A 21,472-nucleotide genomic window follows, 5' to 3' on the forward strand; every position below is an offset into this window, starting at 1 on the left:
AACCGCTGACCTCTTGAATGCCATTCAAGCGCTCTACCAGCTGAGCTATAGCCCCGAGGCCTCTTGAAAAAACGAGAGCCTTGGTTTCCCCGATGGTCGCCCGGGGGAGGCGCGGAAACTATGTCGAGGCCTTTCCGGGATCAAGCCCCTCCGTCAGGCGGGGAGCAAGTTTTCCGACAAGTCTTCGGCAGGTTCCAAAAATGGAAACGGCCGCTCCCTTTAGGGAAGCGGCCGTCTTGGTGGAGCTAAGCGGAGTCGAACCGCTGACCTCTTGAATGCCATTCAAGCGCTCTACCAGCTGAGCTATAGCCCCAAGGCTCTCTGGGAAATCACGAAGACTTCCTGTCGAATTCCTTAGTCTCTCCGGCGGTTCCGAGTGGCTATCCCCCGAAGAGGCGCGGAACCTATGCCGAGGTTTTTCCGGGATCAAGCCCCTCGACGCACTTTTTTTCAGGGTGCGACGAAACGCTGTGGAGAACCCGAAAGACCGGGGTCGGATCGCTCCGACCCCGGCGCATTCGTCTTACCGGTCGTCGTCCTCGCCGTCCGGCAGGCCTTCGATCTCGTCGCCGAGGTCGTCTTCGTCCTCGTCCTCGAGGAACGGCACGTCGTCGCCGTCCTCGTCGGCCAGGTCCTCGTCCTCGGCGAAGTCGACGCCCAGGTCGTCGCCGGCCGGAGACGGTTCGGCGGTCGGATCACCGTCCTCGTCGTCGCCTTCGGTGACGTCAGCCTCGGCGGCCTCGTCGATTTCCGGGGTCTCGTCGACCTCGTCCTCGTAGCCGTCCTGCTCCTTGGGAGCGGGGGCTTCCTTCTCGTCCTCGGCGTCGTAGTCCGGCGTAATGGCGCGGGCGCGCACGCGGCGGGACTTCAGCGCCTCTTCCGGGTCGAACTGTTCGCCGCACTTGGGGCAGACAGCCGGACGACGGTTGAGGTCGTAGAACTTCGATTGGCAGTTGGGGCAGATTTGTTTTGCGCCCAAGTCGGGATTAGCCAAGGCGGCGACCCTTTGATCCTGATGGGAAAAGCGGCGGCTGACTTGCCATGACGGGAGGCCGCTGTCAAAAGCAAACCCCTTCGCGAAACACCTATGTTGCAAGGAGCCGGTTTCGGCATGACCACGGCTGGATTGAAGAGCGCCCCGGGCGGGAGCCTTCGCGGTACGGTTCGGGCGCCTGGCGACAAGTCCATTTCGCACCGTTCGATGATCCTGGGCGCTCTGGCGAGCGGCACGACCACCATCGAGGGGCTGCTGGAAGGCGACGACGTCCTGGCCACCGCGCGAGCCATGCAGGCCTTCGGCGCGCGCGTCGAAAAGGAAGGCGTCGGCCGCTGGCGCGTCGAGGGCAAGGGCGGCTTTTCCGAACCCTCGGACGTCATCGACTGCGGCAACGCCGGCACTGGCGTGCGGTTGATCATGGGCGCGGCGGCAGGCTTCGCCATGTGCTCCACCTTCACCGGCGACGCCAGCCTGCGCGGCCGCCCCATGGGTCGCGTGCTCGATCCGCTGGCCCGCATGGGCGCGACCTGGTTCGGCCGCGACAAGGGCCGCCTGCCCCTGACCCTGAAGGGCGGCGCCCTGCGCGGCCTCGTCTACACCCTGCCCATGGCCTCGGCCCAGGTGAAGTCGGCCGTGCTGCTGGCCGGCCTGCACGCCGAGGGCGGCGTCGAGGTGATCGAGCCGGAAGCCACCCGCGATCACACCGAGCGGATGCTGCGCGCCTTCGGGGCCGAGGTGATCGTCGAGGACAAGCCCAGCGGCGACCATGTCGTGCGCCACGTGCGCCTGCCCGAAGGCCAGAAGCTAAAGGGCACGCACGTGCAGGTGCCGGGCGACCCGTCCTCGGCCGCCTTCCCGCTGGTCGCCGGCCTGATCGTCCCCGGCTCGGAAGTGACCGTCGAGGGCGTGATGCTCAACGTGCTGCGCACCGGCCTCTTCACGACGCTGCAGGAGATGGGCGCGGACCTGACCATCTCGAACGTCCGAGTCGAGAGCGGCGAGGACGTCGGCGACATCACCGCCCGCTACTCCCAGCTCAAGGGCGTGGTCGTGCCGCCCGAGCGGGCGCCGGCGATGATCGACGAATACCCGATCCTGGCCGTCGCGGCCGCCTTCGCCGACGGCCCGACCGTCATGCGCGGCATCGGCGAGATGCGGGTCAAGGAAAGCGACCGCATCGCCCTGACGGCGGCAGGCCTGCAGGCCTGCGGCGTGATGGTCGAGGAAGAGCCCGAAGGCATGACCGTGGTCGGCACGAAGGGCGGCAACCATCCGGTGCGGGGCGGCGGCAAGGTGATCACCCACGGCGATCACCGCATCGCCATGAGCCACCTGATCCTGGGCCTGGCCGCCCAGGAGCCCGTCGAGATCGACGAGCCGGGCATGATCGCCACCAGCTTCCCCGGCTTCGTGTCGCTGATGACGGGCCTGGGCGGCTCGATCGTCGAGGCCTGAGGCCAGCGAAACCCTCGTCCTTCGACAGGCTCAGGATGAGGGTTTCTACTGACCGGCCTGTCCATTCGTCCTCACCCTGAGCTTGTCGAAGGGCGAGGGCGACGCACGGAGCCAATCCATGGCCTTCATCATCGCCGTCGACGGTCCTGCCGCCTCGGGCAAGGGCACCATCGCCTCGCGCCTGGCGGCCCACTACGGCCTGCCGATGCTGGACACCGGCCTGCTCTATCGCGCGGTGGGCGTGCGGCTGCTGGACGCCGGCGGCGACCTTGACGACGCCGCCGCGGCCGAGGCCTCGGCCCGCGGCCTGGACCTGTCGGAACTGGAAAAGCCGGAAGTGCGCACCCGCGCCGCCGGCGAGGCCGCAAGCCGCGTGGCCGTGCATCCGGGCGTCCGCTCGGCCCTGTTCGACCTGCAGCGCGCCTTCGCTGGTCAGCAAGGCGGCGCGGTGCTTGATGGTCGCGACATCGGCACGGTCATCGCCCCCGAGGCGCCGGCCAAGCTCTATGTCACCGCCAGCGCCGAGGTGCGGGCCGATCGCCGCTGGAAACAGCTGACCGGGCAAGGCGAGAGCGTCACCTTCGACGAGATCCTGGCCGATATCCGTAAGCGCGACGAGCGCGACGGCGGCCGCAAGGACGCGCCCATGACCCAGGCTGTGGACGCTATCTTGCTAGATACGTCGGAAATGACTATATCCCAGGCCTTCGATGCGGCTCTCCGCATCGTCGAGACGGCGCGCGCCCGGTGAGGAAACTCCAAGGGCCAATCTAACGCCCGCCTCGCCGCCGCTTTGGAAGCGCCGGATCGCATCAAAATCACTTCACCCGGAATCCCGAGAACCGTCATCCGACGGCGCTCATCGCAGGGCTTCCCACAACCCAGAGACCTTAGATCAGCATGGCTGACGATATGAGCTTCAACCCCACGCGCGACGATTTCGAAGCGCTCCTCAACGACTCCATGGGCGGCCGCGACTTCGCGGAAGGCTCCGTGGTCAAGGGCAAGGTCGTTGGGATCGAGAAGGACTTCGCGATCATCGACGTCGGTCTGAAGACCGAAGGCCGCGTCCAGCTGAAGGAATTCGGCGTCGACGAAGCCGGCAAGGCGACCATCAAGGTCGGCGACACCGTCGAAGTCTTCCTCGAGCGCCTCGAAAACGCCATGGGCGAAGCGGTGATCAGCCGCGAAAAGGCCAAGCGCGAAGAAGCCTGGACCCGCCTGGAAGGCGTCTACGCCAAGAACGAACCCGTCATGGGCGCGATCGTCGGCCGCGTGAAGGGTGGCTTCACCGTCGACCTCGGCGGCGCCTCGGCCTTCCTGCCGGGCTCGCAAGTCGACATCCGTCCGGTCCGCGACGTCGGCCCGCTGATGGGCAAGGAACAGCCCTTCGCCATCCTGAAGATGGACCGTCCGCGCGGCAACATCGTCGTCTCGCGTCGCGCCATCCTGGAAGAAGCCCGCGCCGAGCAGCGCACCGAACTGGTGTCGCAGCTGCAAGAGGGTGAAATCCGCGAAGGCGTCGTCAAGAACATCACCGACTACGGTGCGTTCGTCGACCTGGGCGGCATCGACGGCCTGCTGCACGTCACCGACATGAGCTGGAAGCGCGTCAACCACCCGAGCCAGGTGCTCGCCGTGGGCGACACCGTGAAGGTCCAGATCGTCAAGATCAACCCGGACACCCAGCGCATCAGCCTCGGCATGAAGCAGCTGCAGTCGGATCCGTGGGATGGCGTTGAAGCCAAGTACCCGGTCGGCGCCAAGTTCACCGGCCGCATCACCAACATTACCGACTACGGCGCCTTCGTGGAGCTGGAAGCCGGCGTTGAAGGCCTGGTGCACGTGTCGGAAATGTCGTGGACCAAGAAGAACGTCCACCCCGGCAAGATCGTGTCGACCTCGCAGGAAGTTGACGTCGTGGTCCTGGACGTCGATCCGTCCAAGCGCCGCGTCTCGCTGGGCCTGAAGCAAGCCCTGGCCAACCCGTGGGAAGCCTTCGTCGAGGCTCACCCGATCGGTTCGACCGTCGAAGGCGAAGTCAAGAACGCGACCGAATTCGGTCTGTTCGTCGGCCTCGACAACGACATCGACGGCATGGTGCACCTGTCGGACATCGACTGGAGCGTCGCCGGCGAAGAAGCCATGGCTCGCTACAAGAAGGGCGACGTGGTCAAGGCGAAGGTTCTCGACGTCGACATCGAGAAGGAACGCATCTCGCTGGGCATCAAGCAGCTGGCTGGCGACCCGATGTCGGGCGACACCTTCCGCAAGAACCAGACCGTGACCGTCACCGTCACGGAAGTCACCTCGGGCGGCATCGAAGTCCGCTTCGGTGAAGACGACGCCCCGATGACCGCCTTCATCCGCAAGTCGGACCTGTCGCGCGATCGTCAGGAACAGCGCCCCGAGCGCTTCGCCGTGGGTGACCGCGTCGACGCTCAGATCACCAACGTGGACAAGGCTGCTCGCCGCGTCTCGCTGTCGATCAAGTCGCTGGAAATGGCCGAAGAAAAGGAAGCCATCGAGCAGTTCGGCTCGTCGGACTCCGGCGCTTCGCTGGGCGACATCCTGGGCGCCGCTCTGCGCGAGCGCGCCACGAAGGACTAAGCTTTCTCCCTCACGGGTTTAAGCTGAAGACAGGCGGCGGTCGGAGCAATCCGACCGCCGTTTTTCTTTTGCGCGTACTCTTGGCCCTGCGCCCTGGGATTGTATGGTCCCGCTTGTCTGAGTAGTTGGCAGGGGCGCCCCATGTTCAAGTCTTCCGCGCTGGTGCTTCCGGCCGCCGCCATGGCCGCCATGTGGGCCGGCCACGCCGCCGCCGCCGACAAGCCCGTCTACGCCGCGCCCGCCGCCTGGGTGGACGTCGCGGCCATCCCCGCCATCCAGCCCGGACCCGAGACCCCCGCCACCCAGGTGCTGCTCGACGACAGCCAGACCCGGCTCGAGCGCTCGGGCGGGACCTTCTACAACCGACGGGTCGTCCGCATCGTGAAGACCGAGGGGCTGTCGGGTTCCGGCTCGCGCGCGGTGTCGTGGAACCCGACCGCCGAGACGGTCACCCTGCACACCCTGGCCATCCGCCGCGGCGACCAGGTCATCGACCTCCTGCAGGGCGGCAAGGACGTGCTGGTGATCCGCCGCGAGACCAATCTCGAGCGGGCCATGCTCGACGGCCGCCTGACCGCCAGCGTCCAGATCAAGGACCTGCAGGTCGGCGACGTGGTCGACTGGGCCTACACCGTCCACCGCACCGAGCCGCTGCTCGACAACCGCGGCCAGACCTTCGAGCGCATGGGCTGGGGCGACAAGATCGGCCGCTACCGGGTGCGCATCGAGTGGCCGCAGGACAATCCGGTGATCTGGAAGGCCACGACCGGCTTCCCGCAGCCGACGGTCGCCAAGGCGGGCGGCTTCACGCGGTTGAGCGTCGACCTGACCGACGCCGAGGCGCCGAAGGCCCCGGCCGGCGCGCCGCTGCGCTTCCTGCGGGTGGGCGAGCTGCAGGCCTCGACCTATGCCGACTGGGCCGAGATCTCGCGGCGCATGTATCCCCTCTACGACAAGGCCGCGCAGCTGGCGCCGGATTCGCCGGTGCGGGCCGAGATCGCCCGCATCGCCGCCCAGACCAAGGACCCCAAGGAACGCACCTTCGCCGCGCTGCAACTGGTCGAGGACAAGACCCGCTACCTGGCGCTCAGCATGGGCGACGGCGGCTATCGTCCCGCGCCGGCCGACGAGACCTGGGCGCGGCGCTTCGGCGACTGCAAGGGCAAGACGGTGCTGCTGCTGGCCCTGCTGCGCGGCCTGGGCGTGGACGCCGAGCCGGCCATCGTCTCGACCACCAGCGGCGACGGCATGGACGAGCGGGTCGCCGCCGCCGGCCAGTTCAACCACATCATCGTGCGCGCCCGCATCGACGGTAAGAGCTACTGGCTGGACGGCACGCGCTCCGGCGACAAGGGCGGCCTCGACCAGATGCGTCCGCCGAGCTTCCGCTGGGCCCTGCCGGTGCGCGCCAAGGGCGCGGGCCTGGAACCGATCGAGCAGCCGCCGCTGAGCCAGGCCCAGACCGAGACCAAGCTGCACATCGACGCCTCCGCCGGGCTCGACAAGCCTGCGCCGGTGCGGGTCGAGATGCTGATGCGCGGCGACGCGGCCCGGGCCTTCAGCCGTTCGCTGGAAACCGCGCCCAAGGCCGATGTCGAGCGCGCGCTCAAGCAGAGCATCTCCAAGACCTCCAGCTGGATCACGCTGGAGACCGTCGACTGGACGAAGGCCGAAGACGGCGAGCTGAAGGTCGTGATGAGCGGGACCAGCACGCCGGAATGGCGCCTGAACGACGACCTCGGCGTGCGCGAACTGAAGCTGGGCGGCGGCGAGGGGCGCGGAACGACCTTCCCGCGTCGCGAGCCGGGGCCCAACGCCGACGCGCCCTTCGTCCTGCGTTATCCGGCCTATGCCCGGACGACGATGGAGGTGGTGCTGCCGGGCAAGGGCGAGGGCTTCACCGTCAAGGGCGTCAACGGCGAGGACGCCGCCACCGGCTACCACGTCACCAAGTCGGCCAAGGTGACCGACGGCGTCGCCCGCTTCGAGACGGTCAGCCGCAGCGAGGCCCGCGAGCTGCCGTTCGTCCAGGTCGAGGCGGCCAACGCCGCCATCCGCAAGGCCGCCTACGACGTGGAGATCGTCAGGGCGCCGAAGGGCCTTTAGATAACGGCTCGCAACCTTTTCCTTGAAGATTCCGGCCTGCTTGGGCAAAGGTCGCGGCGCGCCGCTCCCTCGGCGCAGGGGATATCGATGATCAAGTCCGAACTCATCGCCAGGCTCGCGAACGAAAACCCGCACCTGACGCAGAAGGACGTCGAGCGCGTGGTCGGCGTCATCCTCGAACGGATGATCAACGCGCTGGAGGCCGGCGGTCGCGTCGAGCTGCGCGGCTTCGGGGCCCTGTCGGTCCGTTCGCGTCCCGCTCGCGCCGGTCGCAACCCGCGCACGGGTGAAACCGTCGACGTCCGCGCCAAGCACGTGCCGTTCTTCAAGAGCGGCAAGGAACTGCGCGCCCGCCTGAACGCCGAGTAGTCGGCCGGCCGACTCTCTTGCCCCTTTAGGCGAACCGGCTCAGCCTTTCGGCGTTCCGGTTAGCCACGAGGGGTTTTGCGCATGAGCATCGTCAAGGAATTCCGCGAGTTCATCGCCCGCGGCAACGTCATCGACCTGGCCGTCGGCGTCATCATCGGCGCGGCCTTCAACGGCATCGTCAAGAGCCTGGTCGACCAGGTGATCATGCCGCCGATCGGCCTGCTGACCGGCGGGCTCGACTTCTCGAAGCTGGAATGGGTGCTGCGCGCCGAGGATCCGGCCACCGAGGCGATCGAGAAGGTCGCCATCCAATACGGCGCCTTCATCAACACCCTGATCCAGTTCTTCATCGTCGCGGCTGTGGTGTTCCTGCTGGTCAAGCTGGTCAACCAGATCCGCCGCGCCGACGCCGCCGAACCGGCCCCCGAGGCCCCGGCCGCTCCGACGCCGGAAGAAAAGCTGCTGACCGAGATCCGCGACCTGCTGGCCAAGCCGGCCGTCGCCGCTGCGGTTCCGGCTGCCGAAAAGCCTGCGCCGGCGCCGAAGGCTGCCGCGGCCAAGGCTCCGGCCAAGAAGCCTGCTGCTCCGCGCAAGCCGAAGGCCTGATCCCCAGGATCCTCCCCCTGAAGGGGGAGGTGGCCCGCAGGGCCGGAGGGGGAAGTTCCTGCAGACGTGAAAGCGGATGCTGCCTCACAGGCGACACCCCCCTCAATCGCTTCGCGACAGCTCCCCCTTCAGGGGGAGCATCTCGTTTCTAGAAATCCACCGCTACGCCCTTGCGCTCCCAGTCGCCGAAGCGGGTGGGCTCGGGGCCGTCGCGGCCGCCTTTTTCGGCGGGCAAGGCGGCGACTTCGGCGTCGCGGCGGGCGGCGGCCTCTTCCAGCGCGCGGCGGGCGGCGGGGCTCAGATCCTTGCCGGGCGCGGCGCCCAGGCGGGCCAGTTCAGGGTCCTGAACCTCGGAAAACGGGGAAGAAAGATCGTCGGACATGGTGTTTCATAGCACGCAAGCGTCGATCAATCATCCAAGGGGCTTGCGCTCGCGCTCATTGCGGGGCACGGCGGGGCGGTGACTCAGGAACTTAACGACGGCCTTCCCGCCCGGGAAGCGGCCCTCGCCCTACTCGACGCGGCCCTTTCGCGCCGCGGCGGCCTCGACGAGGCCGCGACGACCAACGCTTTCCGCGCCCTGGAGCCGCGTGAGCGCGCCTTCGCGCGCGCCCTCGCCATGGCCGCCCTGCGCCGCCTGGGACCCGTCGACCGGGCTCTCGCCGCCAAGCTCAGCAAGGAGCCGCCGCCGCGCGTGCGCAACCTGCTGCGCCTGGGCGCCACCCAGGCCTTCTTCCTCGACGTGCCCGCCTTCGCGGCCGTGGCCACCAGCGTCGAGCTGGCCGGCGCCAACAAGGCCAGCCGTCCGTTCAAGGGCCTGGTCAACGCCGTGCTGCGCGGTCTGCTGCGCGACGGCGCGCCGGCCGACGATCCTGCCGCGCTGGTGCCGCCGTGGCTGTTCGCCCGCTGGACCGCCGCCTGGGGCCAGGACGACGCCCGCGCCCTGGCCGCCGTGGTGGCCGAGGAACCGGCCACCGACCTTTCCGTGAAGCCCGGGACCGATCTTGCGGCGCTCGCCGAGGCCCTGGAGGCCGAGGTCCTGCCGGGCGACACCCTGCGCACCCGCCGTCGTGGCGACGTCGCCGGCTGGCCCGACTTCGAGCTGGGGAGCTGGTGGGTGCAGGACGCCGCCGCCGCCATTCCCGCGCGCCTGTTGGACGTGAAGCCGGGCGAGACCGCGGTCGACCTCTGCGCCGCTCCGGGCGGCAAGACCCTGCAGTTGGCCGCCGCCGGCGCCAAGGTCGTGGCCGTCGACCGTTCGGCCGCCCGCCTCAAGCGCGTGGGCGAGAACCTCGCGCGCATGGGCCTGGAGGCCGAGGTCGTGGCCGCCGACGCCGCGACCTGGGCCGACGAGCGCACCTTCGACGCCGTGCTGCTGGACGCCCCGTGCTCGGCCACCGGCACCTTCCGCCGCCATCCCGACGTGCTGTGGGCCGCGCGCCCGGGCGACGTGGCCAGCCTGGCGACCGTGCAGTCGGCCCTGCTGGACAGCGCGGCGAAGCGCACAGCGCCCGGCGGCCGCCTCGTCTACTGCGTCTGCTCGCTGGAGCCGGAGGAGGGCGAGGCCCAGGTCGAGGCCTTCCTCGCGCGCCATCCGGACTTCTCGCTGGCCCCGATCGCGGCCGGCGAGGGCGGCGCTCCGGAGGCCAGCCTGACCGCCCGCGGGACGCTGCGCCTGCTGCCCCATCATCGCGAAGGCGGCCAGGACGGCTTCTTCGCGGCCCGTTTCGTGAAGGCGAAGTAGAGCAAGGGAGCCAAACCCGGCTTTCACTCGCTTGTAGCTTGAGCCTTTGACCGGTAATTCAGGGATACTATGACCGCGCCGATCATCGCCCCGTCGATCCTCGCCTCCGACTTCGCCAAGTTGGGCGCCGAAGTGGCCGCCATCGAGGCGGCCGGCGCCGACTGGGTGCATGTCGACGTCATGGACGGCCATTTCGTGCCGAACATCACGCTGGGTCCCGACATCGTCAAAGCCATCCGGCCGCACGCCAAGATCCCGTTCGACGTGCACCTGATGATCAGCCCGGCCGATCCCTACCTGGAAGCCTTCCGCGAGGCCGGGGCCGACATCATCAGCATCCACCCGGAAGCCGGCCCGCACCTGCACCGCTCCTTGAAGCGCATCCGCCAGCTGGGCGCAAAGGCCGGGGTGGTGTTCAACCCCTCGACCAGCCTCGACCACGTCGAATGGATCCTCGAGGACGTCGACCTAGTGCTGGTCATGTCGGTCAACCCCGGCTTCGGCGGCCAGAGCTTCATCCCGGGCCAGCTGCGCAAGGTGGAAGCCCTGCGCAAGCTGATCGATGCGCAAGGGTTGGACATCATCCTGGAAGTCGACGGCGGCGTGACCCCGGTCACCGCGCCGCAATGCGTGGCCGCCGGCGCCACGGCTCTGGTGGCCGGCTCGGCGGTGTTCAAGGGCGGCCCGGACGCCTACGCCGCCAACATCCGCGCGCTCAAAGGGGACTGACGCCACCGCATGAACGGCGCGCCCGCCTCGCCCTCCGCCTCCAGGCCCGCCGGGCGTCCCCTGCGGCGCGGAGTCGTGTTGTCGCGGTCGATCGCCGCCTCGGCCCGCGCGGCCGTCGAGCGCGAGTGGTTCGGCTCGCCGCCGCACCGCGCCGTGATCACCGCCCCGCGCCCCGTCGGCCTGTCGGGCCGGCCGCACGATCCCCGTCCCGTCGACGCCCAGCGCGGGCGCCAGCTGTTGGACGGCGTGCTGACCCTGCACGACGAGAGCCTGAAGGTCGGCGCCGAGGGCGACCCCTTCGACACCCCGAGCCCCTCGCGCGCCTTCGCCGTGGCGCTGCACCGCTTCGACTGGCTGCCGGGACTGCTGGTGCATGGCCCCGAGGGCGCACGCCGGGCCCTGCGCCTGATCCAGGACTGGCGCCGGGTGTTCGGAACCTGGAACGGCTTTTCGTGGTCGGGCGAGTGCCTGGAGCGCCGCACCTTCCACCTGGCCTGCGCGGCCAAGACCCTGTCGCCCGGCGCCTCGGACGCCGAGAGCGCCGCCCTGGCGCTGGACATCGCCCGCGGCGCCCGCCAGCTGATGAAGGCCTCCGACGCCCCCGACCGCGCCCTGGAGCGGGCGATCGTGGTCGCGGTGGCCGGCGCGGCCTTGGTGGGCAAGGCGGCCGACCGGCTGATGGCCGAGGGCCTGCGCCGCGTCGCCCGCGAGATCGACGCCATCGTCCTGGCCGACGGCGGCCACGCCTCGCGCTCGCCCGAGGCCGGGCTGGAGCTCCTGTTCGACCTGCTGACCCTCGACGACGCCCTGGGCCAGCGCGGCCGGCCGACCCCCGAGGGGGTCAGCCGGGCCATCGACCGGCTGTCGTCGGGCCTGCGCTTCTTCACCCTGGCCGACGGCAAGCTGGCGGCCTTCCACGGTGGCGAGACCGTCGAGCCGACTCGCATCGCCGCCGCCCTGGCCCATGACGATCATGGTCCTCGGCCGCCGATGGACATGCCGCACGCCGGCTTCCAGAAGATGCAGGGCGGTACGATCCAGGTGCTGGCCGACGCCGGCGCGCCGCCGATCGGCGCGCTCAGCCGGGCGGCCTGCGCCCAGCCGGCGGCGCTGGAGATCGTCTGCGGCAAGGACCGGCTGATCACCTCCAGCGGCTGGAGCCCCGAGGCGGCCAACGCCCAGGCTTTCCGTCTCTCCGACGCGGCCTCGACGGTGTCGGTGGGCGAGGGCTCGGCCGGGCGGCCGCTGTCGGGCTTCCGGGCCGCGGCGCTGGGCCCCTGGCTGGTCGACGGCGCGACCAGCGTCGAGTCCCGCCGCCATGACGGCGAGCAGGGGGTGTGGCTCGACATCGTGCACGACGGCTGGCGGCGCCTGGGGCTCAAGCACGCCCGCCGCCTGTTCCTGGATCTGGCCGCCGACGAGCTGCGGGGCGAGGACAGCCTGATCCCGATGGCCGAGGCCAAGCTCGACGGCCCGCGCCGCTATCACCCGTTCAAGATCAGCTTCCACCTGCACCCCAACGCCCGCGCCTCGCTGGCGCGCGACGGCAAGAGCGTACTCATCAAGGGGCCGTCCAACGTCGGCTGGTGGCTGCGCAACGACGCGCCCGACGTCGCGGTCTTGGCCGCCCCCCACTTCGACCACGGCCATGCCCGCCAGGCCGGGGTGATCGTGCTAAAGAGCCAGGTCCGCGCCGAAAAGGGCGCCAAGATCCGCTGGAAGCTCGCCCGGGCGACGGATCACTAGAAATTCCCCTCTCCCAGAGGGAGAGGTTCTTTTTGGTCGCCTCAATCCAGCGACCGGTTCTTCGTCTCCGGCAGCAGGAACGCCGTCACCAGCACGCTGATGAGGGTGAAGATCACCGGGTACCAGAGCCCGGCGTAGATATCGCCTACTGCCGCCACGATGGCGAAGGCGCTGAACGGCACGAAGCCGCCGATCCAGCCCGTGCCGATATGATAGGGCAGCGACAGGGCGGTGTAGCGCACGCGGGTCGGGAACAGCTCGACCAGGGCGGCGGCCAGCGGGCCGTAAAGGGCGGTGGCTCCGACCACGAACACCAGCAGCACGCCGAATACGCCCAGCAGGTTCATCCGCGCCGGATCGGCGGCGGTGGGATAGCCGGCCTCGGCCAGCGCCGCCTTGATGGCGGCCTCGCCGGCGGTCTTGACCGCCTTGGCCTCGGCGGCCGGCAGGCCTGTGGCGCTCCTGGAGACGATGCGCGTTTCGCCCACCTGGATGATCGCCGGCGATCCGGCCGGGCCGGCGTGGTTGGCGTAGGAGACCCCCGCATTGGCCAGGGCGCTCTTGGCGATGTCGCAGGACGAGACGAAGGCGGCCTTGCCGATGGGGTCGAACTGCAGGGCGCAGTCGGCCGGATCGGCGGTGACGCTGACCGGCGCACGGGCCGAGGCCTCGGCCAGTGCCGGGTTGGCGGCCTTTTCCAGCAGGTGGAAACCGGGGAAGTAGAAGACGAGGGCCAGGGCCATGCCGCCCAGCATCACCGGCTTGCGGCCGATCCTGTCCGACAGGGCGCCGAACACGACGTACAGCACCGCGCTGACCGCCGCGGCCGCCATCATCAGGGCGTTGATCGTGCCGGGGGCGACCTTGAGGAACTTCTCCATGAAGGTCTGGATGTAGAAGAAGGTGGTGTACCAGACCGCCCCTTGCGCCGACATGACGGCGAAGAAGGCCAGCAGCACCAGCTTGAGGTTCTTCCACTGGCCGAAGGCCTCGGCATAGGGCGCCTTGGACGCCGCGCCCTCCTCCTTCATCTTGGCGAAGGTCGGGCTTTCGCTGAGTTTCAGGCGCATCCACACCGAGACCGCCAGCAGGCCGATCGAGACGGCGAAGGGGATGCGCCAGCCCCAGGCGTCGAAGGCGTCCGGGCCCACCAGGGCGCCCAGCAGCCAGCGGGTGGCCAGGATGACGAGCAGCGCCGCGAACAGGCCCAGCGACGCCGAGCTCTGCACCCACGAGGTCGCCCGGCCGCGCTGACCGGGCGGCGAGTGCTCGGCCACGTAGATCGCCGCGCCGCCGTACTCGCCGCCCAGCGCGAAGCCCTGCACGCAGCGCAGGATGATCAGCAGGATCGGGGCGATGATCCCTGCCTGCTGGAAGGTGGGCAGGAGGGCGATGGCGAAGGTGGCTCCGCCCATCAGCAACACCGTGGCCAGGAACGCCCCCTTGCGGCCGGCCTGGTCGCCGATCTTGCCGAACACCAGGGCGCCCAGCGGCCGGAAGGCGAAGCCGACCCCGAACAGGGCCAGGGCCGCCACGTAGCCGGCGGTGTCGGACAGGCCCGTGAAGAAGGTCTTGGAAATGACCTGGGCCAGGCTGCCGAAGATGAAGAAGTCGTACCACTCGAAGGCCGTGCCGGCCGACGAGGCCGCCACCACCGTGCGCATCGACGCGCCCTTCTTCTGATCGGCGCCGGCTGTCGTGTCCGTCATGCGGATCCCCCTGGTTGGCAGGAGGATTAGACCGTAACGCTGGTCGCTGAAAAGGGCGCCGGTCGTTCCGCGTCGTCAGGCGGCGGCGGTCTCGGCGGCGCCGGCGGCTTCGGCCACCCGGACGATTTCGGCCAGCAGGGCGGTGGGCGAGATCGGCTTGGCCGCCACGCCGTTCATGCCGGCCGCCAGATAGGTTGCCCTCTGGTGGGCCAGGACGTTGGCGGTCAGGGCCACGATCGGGGTGGCGCCGATCGGGCCGGGCAGGGCGCGGATGCGGCGGGCGGCCTCCAGGCCGTCGACGCCGGGCATCTGCACGTCCATCAGGATCAGGTCGAAGCCGCGCATCGCCGCCTCCACGCCCGACAGCCCGTCCTCGGCCGTCTCGACGTCGGCGCCCAGCATCTCCAGGATCCGGCGGGCGACCATGCGGTTGGTGGGGTTGTCCTCGACGACCAGCACCTTGAGGCCCTCCAGCATCTTGTCGCCTGCGGCCTCGTCGCGCGGCGCCGTCTGCACCGGCGGGGCGCTGATCGACAGGCTGAAGGTCGAGCCCTCGCCCTCGACCGAGCTGAACTCGACCTCGCCGCCCATCATCTGGGCCAGGCGCCGGGTGATGGCCAGGCCCAGGCCCGAACCGCCGAACCGCCGGGTGGTGCTGGCGTCGGCCTGCTGGAAGCGCTGGAACAGGCGCTGCTGGGCTTCCTGCGGAATGCCCACGCCGGTGTCGGAAACCTCGAACACCAGCCTGTCTCCGTCCGCCCGCCGCAGGCGCAGCGAGACCGAGCCCGACAGGGTGAACTTCACGGCGTTGCCCACCAGGTTGAACAGGGCCTGGCGCAGGCGGGTCGGGTCGGCCAGCACGACGCCGTGGTCCGGCGCGTCGACCACCAGGGCCAGACCCTTGTGCTCGGCCTGGGCGCGCAGCAGGCGCGCGACGCTGTGGACGAGGTCGGCCGGGTCGATCGGCTCGGGAGCCACGTCCAGGCGACCAGCCTCGATGCGCGAGAAGTCGATGATGTCGTCCAGCAGGGTCGACAGCATGCGCCCGCAGGCCAGGGCTTCGCCCAGCAGGTGGTCGGCTTCGGCCGACAGGCCCTGGCGCTTGAGCAGGTGGATGACCCCAAGCACCCCGTTCATCGGCGTGCGGATCTCGTGGCTCATATTGGCCAGGAACTGGGCCTTGGCCTCGTTGGCGGCCTGGGCGGCGCGCTCGGCCTCCACCAGGGCCAGTTCGGCGCGCTTCTGCTCGTCGATGTCGAGCACCAGGCCGTAGGCCTTGCTGACCCGGCCCGAGGCGTCGCGACGGATCTCGTGGAACAGGCGGATCCAGCGCTCCTCGCCGTTGGGGCGCACCACCCGGGCGTCGAAGGCCCGCTCGCCCCAGCGGCCGACGGCGCCGGCGGCGTAGACGGCCGCCACGTCCTCGGAGCGGATCATCGGCCAGATCGCCTGGCGCACGTCGTCGAAGGTGATGCGCTGGCCCAGGATGCGGTGGAACTCCGGCGAGCCCCAGAAGGTCTTTTCGACGTGGTCGATCTCGTAGACCCCGGCCTGGGCCGCGCCCAGGGCGGTCTTCAGTCGCCGGGCGTTGGCGCGCGCCTCGCGGCGAGCCTCGGTCAGGGCGGTGACGTCGTCCATGTAGGTGATGACGCCGGCGATGGCGCCGGTGGCGTCGCGCCAGGGGCGGGCCTCCCAGCGCAGGCGATGCTCGCGGCCGTGCCCGTCGGTCAGGCTGTCCTCGCGGCGGACGACCGTCTGGCCGGTCAGGGCGCGCTCGACGGCGGCGACGAAGCGCTTGCGCACGCCGTAGGTCAGTTCGTGCAGCGACTTGCCGATGACCTCGGCCTCGGTGGCCTGGAAGATGTCGAGGAAGCGTGGGCTGACCACGGTCAGGCGCAGTTCGCGGTCGTAGAGGGCCACGGCGAAGGGCGCGCCCTCGACCAGCTTGCGGGCCTTCTCCTCGCCCCAGCGGGCCAGGTCGCGGTCGCGGGCGACGTCGGTGATGTTCTGCGAGATGCCGCGCAGGGCGAAGACGCCGCCGGGCCGCGGCTCGGTCTGGAAGGTGGCGCGGAAGGCGAACTTCTGGCCGGTGGCCCCGCGCATGTGGTGCTCGATCGTGCCGCCCTGGCCGGTGCGCACGGCGCGGGCGAAGGTGGCGCGCACGCGACCGCGCTCGGGCTCGTCGAGCCGGGCGTAGAAGGCCTCGGGCGTCGACACTTCCTCGGGACGCAGACCGGTGAGGCTGAGAATGTCGCTCGACCACTCGATGCGGTCGGCGACGGGATCGAAGCTCCACACGCCGACCCCGGCGGCCGAGGCCAGCATCTCGCGGGTGCGGCGGGAAACGGCCTGTTCGGCCTTGCGGGCGACCTCGGCCGAGACGTCGCGCAGCGTGCCGACGATCTCGCCGGCCGGGCCCAGGCGCGCGTGGGCCTCGAGCCAGATGCGGCGGTCGTCCTTGCAGATCATGCGGACGCGGAACACCGCCCCGCCCATGCCCTGGATCACCTTGCCGGATTCCAGCAGCTCGTGGTGGTCGGCGGGATCGACGAACTTCAGGGGCGGCTGGCCGATCAGGTCGGCGGCGGTCCAGCCGGTCAGGCGGGTCCAGGCGGGATTGACGGTGGCGAAACGCCCCTCGGCCACGACTGCGAACAGGTCGTGGGCGTTCTCGAAGAACCATTGCGCGCTCTCGGCCTGGCTCAGAGGCGCGGGCGGCGTGTCTGGCGAGCGCGGCGAGGACATCCCAGCTCCCGGCGGAAGGTGAGGCGGATTGTCGCGACCAAGGGTAAACTTAAGGTTGGCGCCGGCGCGCTGAGCGCGAGAAATCTAGCGCCGTTCGCTTTGCCCGGGACGAAAATCGCGCCAGGGGAGGCCGACAAAGCAAAAACCCCGCCCGGATCGCTCCGGGCGGGGTCTTCAGTCGATCGTTCGCCGAGGCGAAGGGGATCAGTAGCGGACGTTCAGCGTCAGCATGGTCTGGCGGGCCGGCGCCGGGTCGGCATGGTGCACGCCGTTGGTGCGCAGGATGTAGCGTTCGTCCGTCAGGTTCTGGACGTTCAGCTGCAGGTCGACCTTGTCGTTGACCTGGTACGAGACGAAGGCGTCGTAGCGGGTGTAGGACGGGATGTAGATGCGGTTCGTACCGCCGCCGGCGCCGCCCTGGTTGCCGCCGAAGGTCTTCGACACGTAGTAGGCGCCGCCGCCGATCGTCAGCGGACGCAGCACGCGGTAGGTCGTGAACAGGCTGAAGGTGTTCTTCGGCGTGTTGGCCAGCGGGTCGCCGGTGTTGACGTTGATCGCCGTCTCGCCGGTGTTGGCGTTGACGACGGTCACGGCGCCGCGAACCAGTTCGCTGTCCATGTAGGTGTAGCCGCCGAAGACCTGCCACTTGGGCGTGATCTTGCCGGAGATGCCCAGCTCGAGGCCCTTCACCTGGGTCTCGCCGACCTGCTCGGACTTGTTCTGGGCGACGAGGATCAGGGCGTTCTTGCGCTCGGTCTTGAAGACCGCGCCCGACAGCGCCAGCTGGTCGCCGAACAGGTTCCACTTCGCGCCGAGCTCGATGCTGGTGGTGTCTTCCGGATCCAGCACTTCCTGGGCCGCGGTGGCCGCCGTGTTCTGGTCGCCGCCCTGGATGGTCGGCGGCGTCGAGGAGGTGGCGTACGAGGCGTAGATGCTGCTCGACTGGGTCGGCTTGTAGTTCAGGCCGACCTGGTAGTTGAAGAAGTCCCAGCTGGCCTTGGGCAGTTGCAGCAGGGTGATCGAGGTGGCCACGCCGTTGCTGCTGGCGGCCACGGTCTGGTTCAGGCCGCGGGTCTCGTAGCTGTCATAGCGGGCGCCGACGTTCAGCAGCAGCTTCTCGGTGATGGTCACGGTGTCGAAGGCGTAGATCGCCGCCGACTTGGTGACCGAGTTCGAGACCGGACCCTTGTTGATCACGCCCTGCCAGGAGTCGTTCGGGTTCGGGGCGTACAGACGGGTGCAGTCGCCCACGCCGGCGGTGGTCACGTTGTTGGTGAAGCCGGTCGGGCAGGCCGAGCCGTTGGTGGTGTAGATCAGGTAGCTCGAGTTCTCGTTCTTCTCGCGCGACAGCTCGACGCCGGCGTTGAAGCTGTTCTTGAGCGAACCGAGGTTGAACTGGCCGCTGATGTCGGTGACGGCGGCGATCGTGGTGGTCGGGTTCAGGCGCGACTTGGTGCCCCGCTTCATCCACCATTCGCCGGCCACGAACTGCGCGGCGCCGCCGTCGCCCGGGTTGGTGACGACGTAGTCGTTGACCGTCTTGGAGTAGCGGATGGCCTGACGGACCGACAGGTTGTCGCTGATCTTGTGGCGGATCGCCAGGGTGCCGATGTCGGCCTTGGTCTTCATGAAGTCGCGGTCGAGGCCGTAATAGGCGTCGCGCGAGACGTCGAGGATGCCGCTGACCGGCTTGGTGCGGGTGTCGGTGCCGGCCACGCCCCAGGTGCGCTTGGTCATCAGCGGGATGCCGTAGTCCGGATCCTGGTCGGTATCCAGGTGGTAGTAGCTGAGGGTCACCTGGGTGTCGGTGTCGATACCGAAGGCCAGCGACGGGGCGATGCCCCAGCGCTCGAAGCCGACCGCGTCGCGGCCGGGGGTGTCGCCCTTGGTGGCCATCAGGTTCAGGCGGAAGGCGGCGTTGTCGGCGAAGGTGTAGTTGGCGTCGGCGGTGGCGCGCAGATAGTTGTCGGTGCCGACGGCGGCCGAGCCGCTGGCGAAGTTGCGGGCCTTGGGCGACTTGGTCGACAGGTTGATGCTGCCGCCGCCCGAGCCGCGGCCGCTGTAGACCGAGTCCGGACCCTTGATGACTTCGACCTGCTCGAGGTTGAACACTTCGCGGGTCTGGCCGCCGGTGTCGCGGATGCCGTCGACGAAGATGTTGTTGCCCGAGGCCTGGCCGCGGATGAACGGACGGTCGGCCAGCGGCTGGCCGCCTTCGCCGGCGCCGAAGGTGATGCCCGGCGAGGTGCGCAGGATGTCGGTCAGCGAGGTGGCCGCGGTCTGCTCGATGATCTGGCTCGAGATCACCGTGATCGAGCGCGGGGTGTCGACCAGCGGGGCGGTGTATTTGGCCGACTGCACGTCGGTGGCCTTGCGGGCGTCGACGGCGACGCCGGAGACTTCCTGCACGTCGGCCGAGCCCGGCGCGGTGGCGACCGGCGCGTCGGCGTCGGCGGCGAAGGCGGCGGGCGCCAGGGCGAGACCAGCGACGCCGGCGACGGCGGCGGCGCCCAGGGCGCGGCGGGCTTGGCTGCGAACGCCGGCGGCGGGCGAGGAAGGCTTATGCATCTTGTCGAGAGACCCCAGCTCGGGTCGCGGGGGAGGATCCGCGGCCGCTGTCCTGAAATTGCGAGGCGTTCTTATTTTCGCAATTGCCGGGGTGCAATAATAATCAGTCGCAGGAGGAGCACGGTCGCCGCTGCACGCGACAACCGTGACCATTATGCAACGTATCGTTCGCGTATCAGGCGCCGCGGGCGACGAACCAGCCGTTCCGGAAGCCCTGGTCGGCCTTGCCGTAGGTGAAGGGCTCGCCTTCCGGGGTGGTGAAGCGGCCGCCGGCGGCGACGATCAGGGCGTGACCGGCGGCGGTGTCCCACTCCATGGTCGGCCCGTGGCGCGGATAGATGTCGGCCGCGCCCTCGGCGATGCGGGCCAGCTTGATCGACGAGTCCATCGGCGCGCGCAGGGAAAAGCCGTACTGGTCGGCCAGGGCGGTGGCCTTGTCTTCCTTCATGGTGTGGCTGACCAGGGCCAGGGCCTGCCCCTCGGGCCAGGCGCGCGCCCGCACCGGCGTCTCGGCGCCGTTTGGCCCCTCGCGCTTGACCACGCCGCCGTCGGCCGTGAACCACACCTCGCCGGTGGCGGGGGCGCAGACGGCGCCGGCGACCGGCGCGCCGTTGTCGATCAGGCCGATATTGACGGTGTAGTTCGGATCGCCGCGCACGAAGGCCTTGGTGCCGTCCACCGGATCGACCAGGAAGAAGCGCGGGCCGATCTGGTCGGGCGTGCCGTACTCGCAGGCATGTTCCTCGGAGATGGCGGGAATGTCGGGATAGCGCTCGGCCAGCAGGGCCAGGATCACCTTCTCGCCGGCCTTGTCGGCCTCGGTCACCGGGCTCTCGTCGGCCTTGCGCACGACGTCCAGCTCGGTCCGCCAGAACGGCAGGATCACCTCGGCGGCGGCCTCGACGATACGGGCCAGGTCGCGTCCGATGTCGGCCGGAAGGGGGGCGGAGCTCATGCTTGTCCTCGGGGGTCGTCGCCGACGAAGACCAGTCTCACGACGCGGGCGTCGATCGTCTGCTTGCCGGCCTCTTCGAAATTCACGGTGACGCGATGGCCGGTCACGGACTGCACCTGGCCAAGGCCCCAGTCGGGCTGGCCCGGATGGCGCACCAGCACGCCGGGTTCGAGAAACGGATCCATCACGGCTCCCTGATAGAGCGTGGCGCGCCAAAGTGTGAGCGGTTTTCGGCATCCGTCGGCGGCGATCTGTGCGCGGCCTGGTTGAAACCGTTTTCGCGGCGACGTTTGCCAAAGCCCCAAATCACGCCAAAGATCGCGCCATGACCGACACCGCCGCCCCCGCCTCGCCCGCGCCCGCCGCCTCGCTGGACGTCAACGGCCCGGATTTCGCCGCCCTGGTGGCCGCGCGGCTGTGTCACGACTTCATCAGCCCGGCCAGCGCCATCGTCTCGGGCCTGGACCTGCTGGAGGATCCCAGCGCCCAGGACATGCGCGACGACGCCATGAGCCTGATCAGCAGCTCGGCCCGCAAGCTGGCCGACCTGCTGCAGTTCACCCGCGTGGCCTTCGGCGCCTCGGCATCGGCAGAGTCCTTCGACTCCCGCGAGCTGGAGCGGCTGGCCCAGCAGGGCGTCTTCGCCCACGTCCGCCCGAACCTGACCTGGGACATCGCGCCGCAGCCGCTGAACAAGGCCGCCTCCCGCGCCCTGCTCAACATCGCCCAGATCGCCGCCAGCGCCCTGCCGGCCGGCGGCTCGGCCACGCTGCGCGCCGTCGTCGCCGACGGCCGCACGGCGATCACCGCCGACGCCGTGGGCCCGCGCGCCCGCCTGCGTCCCGAGGTGCTGGCCGGCCTGAAGGGCGAGCCGCTGGGCGAGGGCCTGGGCGGTCCGTGGGTGCAGGCGGCCTATCTGTTCTCGGTGGTTCGCGCCGCCGGCGGCCAGATCGGCGTCGAGGTCGCCGAGGAGCGCGTCAGCATCGCCGCCTGGACTCCGGCGCTCGACTGAACCGTACGTTTTTACGCGCCGTCACCGCTCCTTAACCCGGATCGGCCAATCCTGTCGGTCTAGGATTTGGAGCGCGTCAGTCGGCGAAACCGCACACACTTTCGCCTGACGCGCTCGCCGA

16 protein-coding genes, 1 tRNA gene and 2 pseudogenes are annotated in these 21,472 nt (G+C 69.6%); 11 read left to right on the plus strand and 8 right to left on the minus strand.

Going from position 1 to position 21,472, the window contains the following annotated elements:
- Positions 1-237: 237 nt before the first annotated feature.
- Together ACODR1_RS07290 and ACODR1_RS07295 are read right to left on the minus strand one after the other, a co-directional pair.
- Positions 238-313, minus strand: a tRNA-Ala gene (locus tag ACODR1_RS07290).
- 210 nt (positions 314-523) lie between these two features.
- Positions 524-994, minus strand: a complete 471-nt coding sequence (locus tag ACODR1_RS07295; protein ID WP_101720490.1) for a TIGR02300 family protein — start codon at positions 992-994, stop codon at positions 524-526.
- 117 nt (positions 995-1,111) lie between these two features.
- On the opposite strand from ACODR1_RS07295, the gene aroA reads away from it, so the two are divergent.
- The 7 genes and pseudogenes from aroA to mscL all read left to right on the plus strand — a co-directional run.
- The gene (gene aroA, locus ACODR1_RS07300) at positions 1,112-2,452 is read left to right on the plus strand and encodes a 3-phosphoshikimate 1-carboxyvinyltransferase (RefSeq protein WP_488879865.1); all 1,341 of its coding nucleotides are present in this window, start codon (positions 1,112-1,114) and stop codon (positions 2,450-2,452) included.
- A gap of 7 nt (positions 2,453-2,459) precedes the next feature.
- Positions 2,460-2,554: pseudogene (locus tag ACODR1_RS07305) on the plus strand (hypothetical protein); the annotation flags it as partial.
- A 16-nt stretch (positions 2,555-2,570) separates the two neighbouring features.
- The gene (gene cmk / locus ACODR1_RS07310; protein ID WP_488879866.1) at positions 2,571-3,203 is read left to right on the plus strand and encodes a (d)CMP kinase; all 633 of its coding nucleotides are present in this window, start codon (positions 2,571-2,573) and stop codon (positions 3,201-3,203) included.
- 149 nt (positions 3,204-3,352) lie between these two features.
- Positions 3,353-5,062, plus strand: a complete 1,710-nt coding sequence (gene rpsA / locus ACODR1_RS07315) for a 30S ribosomal protein S1 (protein WP_101720493.1) — start codon at positions 3,353-3,355, stop codon at positions 5,060-5,062.
- Between the two features lie 141 nt (positions 5,063-5,203).
- Positions 5,204-7,168 carry a DUF3857 domain-containing protein gene (locus ACODR1_RS07320; protein ID WP_488879867.1) on the plus strand — a complete coding sequence of 655 codons (1,965 nt, stop codon included), beginning with the start codon at positions 5,204-5,206 and terminating at the stop codon, positions 7,166-7,168.
- A gap of 87 nt (positions 7,169-7,255) precedes the next feature.
- Complete coding sequence (locus ACODR1_RS07325; RefSeq protein ID WP_058348974.1) at positions 7,256-7,537, plus strand: integration host factor subunit beta; 282 nt, start codon at positions 7,256-7,258, stop codon at positions 7,535-7,537.
- Between the two features lie 81 nt (positions 7,538-7,618).
- A pseudogene (gene mscL / locus ACODR1_RS07330) lies at positions 7,619-8,029 on the plus strand (large-conductance mechanosensitive channel protein MscL); the annotation flags it as partial.
- 262 nt (positions 8,030-8,291) lie between these two features.
- Here the strand turns inward: mscL and ACODR1_RS07335 are convergent.
- Entirely contained in the window at positions 8,292-8,525 is a 234-nt protein-coding gene (locus tag ACODR1_RS07335; RefSeq protein WP_488879868.1) for a DUF1674 domain-containing protein, read from the minus strand.
- A 78-nt stretch (positions 8,526-8,603) separates the two neighbouring features.
- Here ACODR1_RS07335 and ACODR1_RS07340 point away from each other — a divergent pair, with 78 nt between their 5' ends.
- From ACODR1_RS07340 to ACODR1_RS07350, 3 genes are all read left to right on the plus strand, one after another.
- Positions 8,604-9,887: an RsmB/NOP family class I SAM-dependent RNA methyltransferase gene (locus tag ACODR1_RS07340; protein ID WP_488879869.1), complete on the plus strand. Its 1,284-nt coding sequence runs from the start codon at positions 8,604-8,606 to the stop codon at positions 9,885-9,887.
- 69 nt (positions 9,888-9,956) lie between these two features.
- The gene (gene rpe / locus ACODR1_RS07345; protein WP_058348977.1) at positions 9,957-10,616 is read left to right on the plus strand and encodes a ribulose-phosphate 3-epimerase; all 660 of its coding nucleotides are present in this window, start codon (positions 9,957-9,959) and stop codon (positions 10,614-10,616) included.
- Between the two features lie 9 nt (positions 10,617-10,625).
- Positions 10,626-12,362 carry a heparinase II/III family protein gene (locus ACODR1_RS07350; RefSeq protein ID WP_488879870.1) on the plus strand — a complete coding sequence of 579 codons (1,737 nt, stop codon included), beginning with the start codon at positions 10,626-10,628 and terminating at the stop codon, positions 12,360-12,362.
- A gap of 41 nt (positions 12,363-12,403) precedes the next feature.
- Here the strand turns inward: ACODR1_RS07350 and ACODR1_RS07355 are convergent, their stop codons facing one another.
- From ACODR1_RS07355 to ACODR1_RS07375, 5 genes are all read right to left on the minus strand, one after another.
- Positions 12,404-14,071: an MFS transporter gene (locus ACODR1_RS07355; protein ID WP_488879871.1), complete on the minus strand. Its 1,668-nt coding sequence runs from the start codon at positions 14,069-14,071 to the stop codon at positions 12,404-12,406.
- A 75-nt stretch (positions 14,072-14,146) separates the two neighbouring features.
- Positions 14,147-16,816, minus strand: a complete 2,670-nt coding sequence (locus ACODR1_RS07360) for a PAS domain S-box protein (RefSeq protein ID WP_488879872.1) — start codon at positions 16,814-16,816, stop codon at positions 14,147-14,149.
- Positions 16,817-17,020: 204 nt separating this feature from the next.
- The gene (locus tag ACODR1_RS07365) at positions 17,021-19,384 is read right to left on the minus strand and encodes a TonB-dependent receptor (RefSeq protein ID WP_488879873.1); all 2,364 of its coding nucleotides are present in this window, start codon (positions 19,382-19,384) and stop codon (positions 17,021-17,023) included.
- A 175-nt stretch (positions 19,385-19,559) separates the two neighbouring features.
- On the minus strand, positions 19,560-20,339 hold the full coding sequence (gene cysQ / locus ACODR1_RS07370) for a 3'(2'),5'-bisphosphate nucleotidase CysQ (RefSeq protein ID WP_488879874.1): 780 nt from the start codon (positions 20,337-20,339) through the stop codon (positions 19,560-19,562).
- Positions 20,336-20,527 carry a DUF3553 domain-containing protein gene (locus ACODR1_RS07375; RefSeq protein ID WP_101711171.1) on the minus strand — a complete coding sequence of 64 codons (192 nt, stop codon included), beginning with the start codon at positions 20,525-20,527 and terminating at the stop codon, positions 20,336-20,338. Before ACODR1_RS07375 ends, cysQ begins: the two co-directional genes overlap by 4 nt.
- A 137-nt stretch (positions 20,528-20,664) precedes the next feature.
- On the opposite strand from ACODR1_RS07375, the gene chpT reads away from it, so the two are divergent.
- Positions 20,665-21,351 carry a histidine phosphotransferase ChpT gene (gene chpT, locus ACODR1_RS07380; RefSeq protein WP_488879875.1) on the plus strand — a complete coding sequence of 229 codons (687 nt, stop codon included), beginning with the start codon at positions 20,665-20,667 and terminating at the stop codon, positions 21,349-21,351.
- Positions 21,352-21,472: the final 121 nt, after the last annotated feature.

The organism is Caulobacter sp. FG7 (genome assembly GCF_057808875.1).

Coding starts and splice junctions, on each gene's coding strand:
- cysQ (WP_488879874.1), bottom strand. CDS start 20,339: ATGAGCTCCGCCCCCCTTCCGGCCGACATCGGACGCGACCTGGCCCGT.
- ACODR1_RS07350 (WP_488879870.1), top strand. CDS start 10,626: ATGAACGGCGCGCCCGCCTCGCCCTCCGCCTCCAGGCCCGCCGGGCGT.
- ACODR1_RS07325 (WP_058348974.1), top strand. CDS start 7,256: ATGATCAAGTCCGAACTCATCGCCAGGCTCGCGAACGAAAACCCGCAC.
- ACODR1_RS07335 (WP_488879868.1), bottom strand. CDS start 8,525: ATGTCCGACGATCTTTCTTCCCCGTTTTCCGAGGTTCAGGACCCTGAA.
- ACODR1_RS07320 (WP_488879867.1), top strand. CDS start 5,204: ATGTTCAAGTCTTCCGCGCTGGTGCTTCCGGCCGCCGCCATGGCCGCC.
- aroA (WP_488879865.1), top strand. CDS start 1,112: ATGACCACGGCTGGATTGAAGAGCGCCCCGGGCGGGAGCCTTCGCGGT.
- ACODR1_RS07365 (WP_488879873.1), bottom strand. CDS start 19,384: ATGCATAAGCCTTCCTCGCCCGCCGCCGGCGTTCGCAGCCAAGCCCGC.
- ACODR1_RS07355 (WP_488879871.1), bottom strand. CDS start 14,071: ATGACGGACACGACAGCCGGCGCCGATCAGAAGAAGGGCGCGTCGATG.
- cmk (WP_488879866.1), top strand. CDS start 2,571: ATGGCCTTCATCATCGCCGTCGACGGTCCTGCCGCCTCGGGCAAGGGC.
- chpT (WP_488879875.1), top strand. CDS start 20,665: ATGACCGACACCGCCGCCCCCGCCTCGCCCGCGCCCGCCGCCTCGCTG.
- rpsA (WP_101720493.1), top strand. CDS start 3,353: ATGGCTGACGATATGAGCTTCAACCCCACGCGCGACGATTTCGAAGCG.
- ACODR1_RS07360 (WP_488879872.1), bottom strand. CDS start 16,816: ATGTCCTCGCCGCGCTCGCCAGACACGCCGCCCGCGCCTCTGAGCCAG.
- rpe (WP_058348977.1), top strand. CDS start 9,957: ATGACCGCGCCGATCATCGCCCCGTCGATCCTCGCCTCCGACTTCGCC.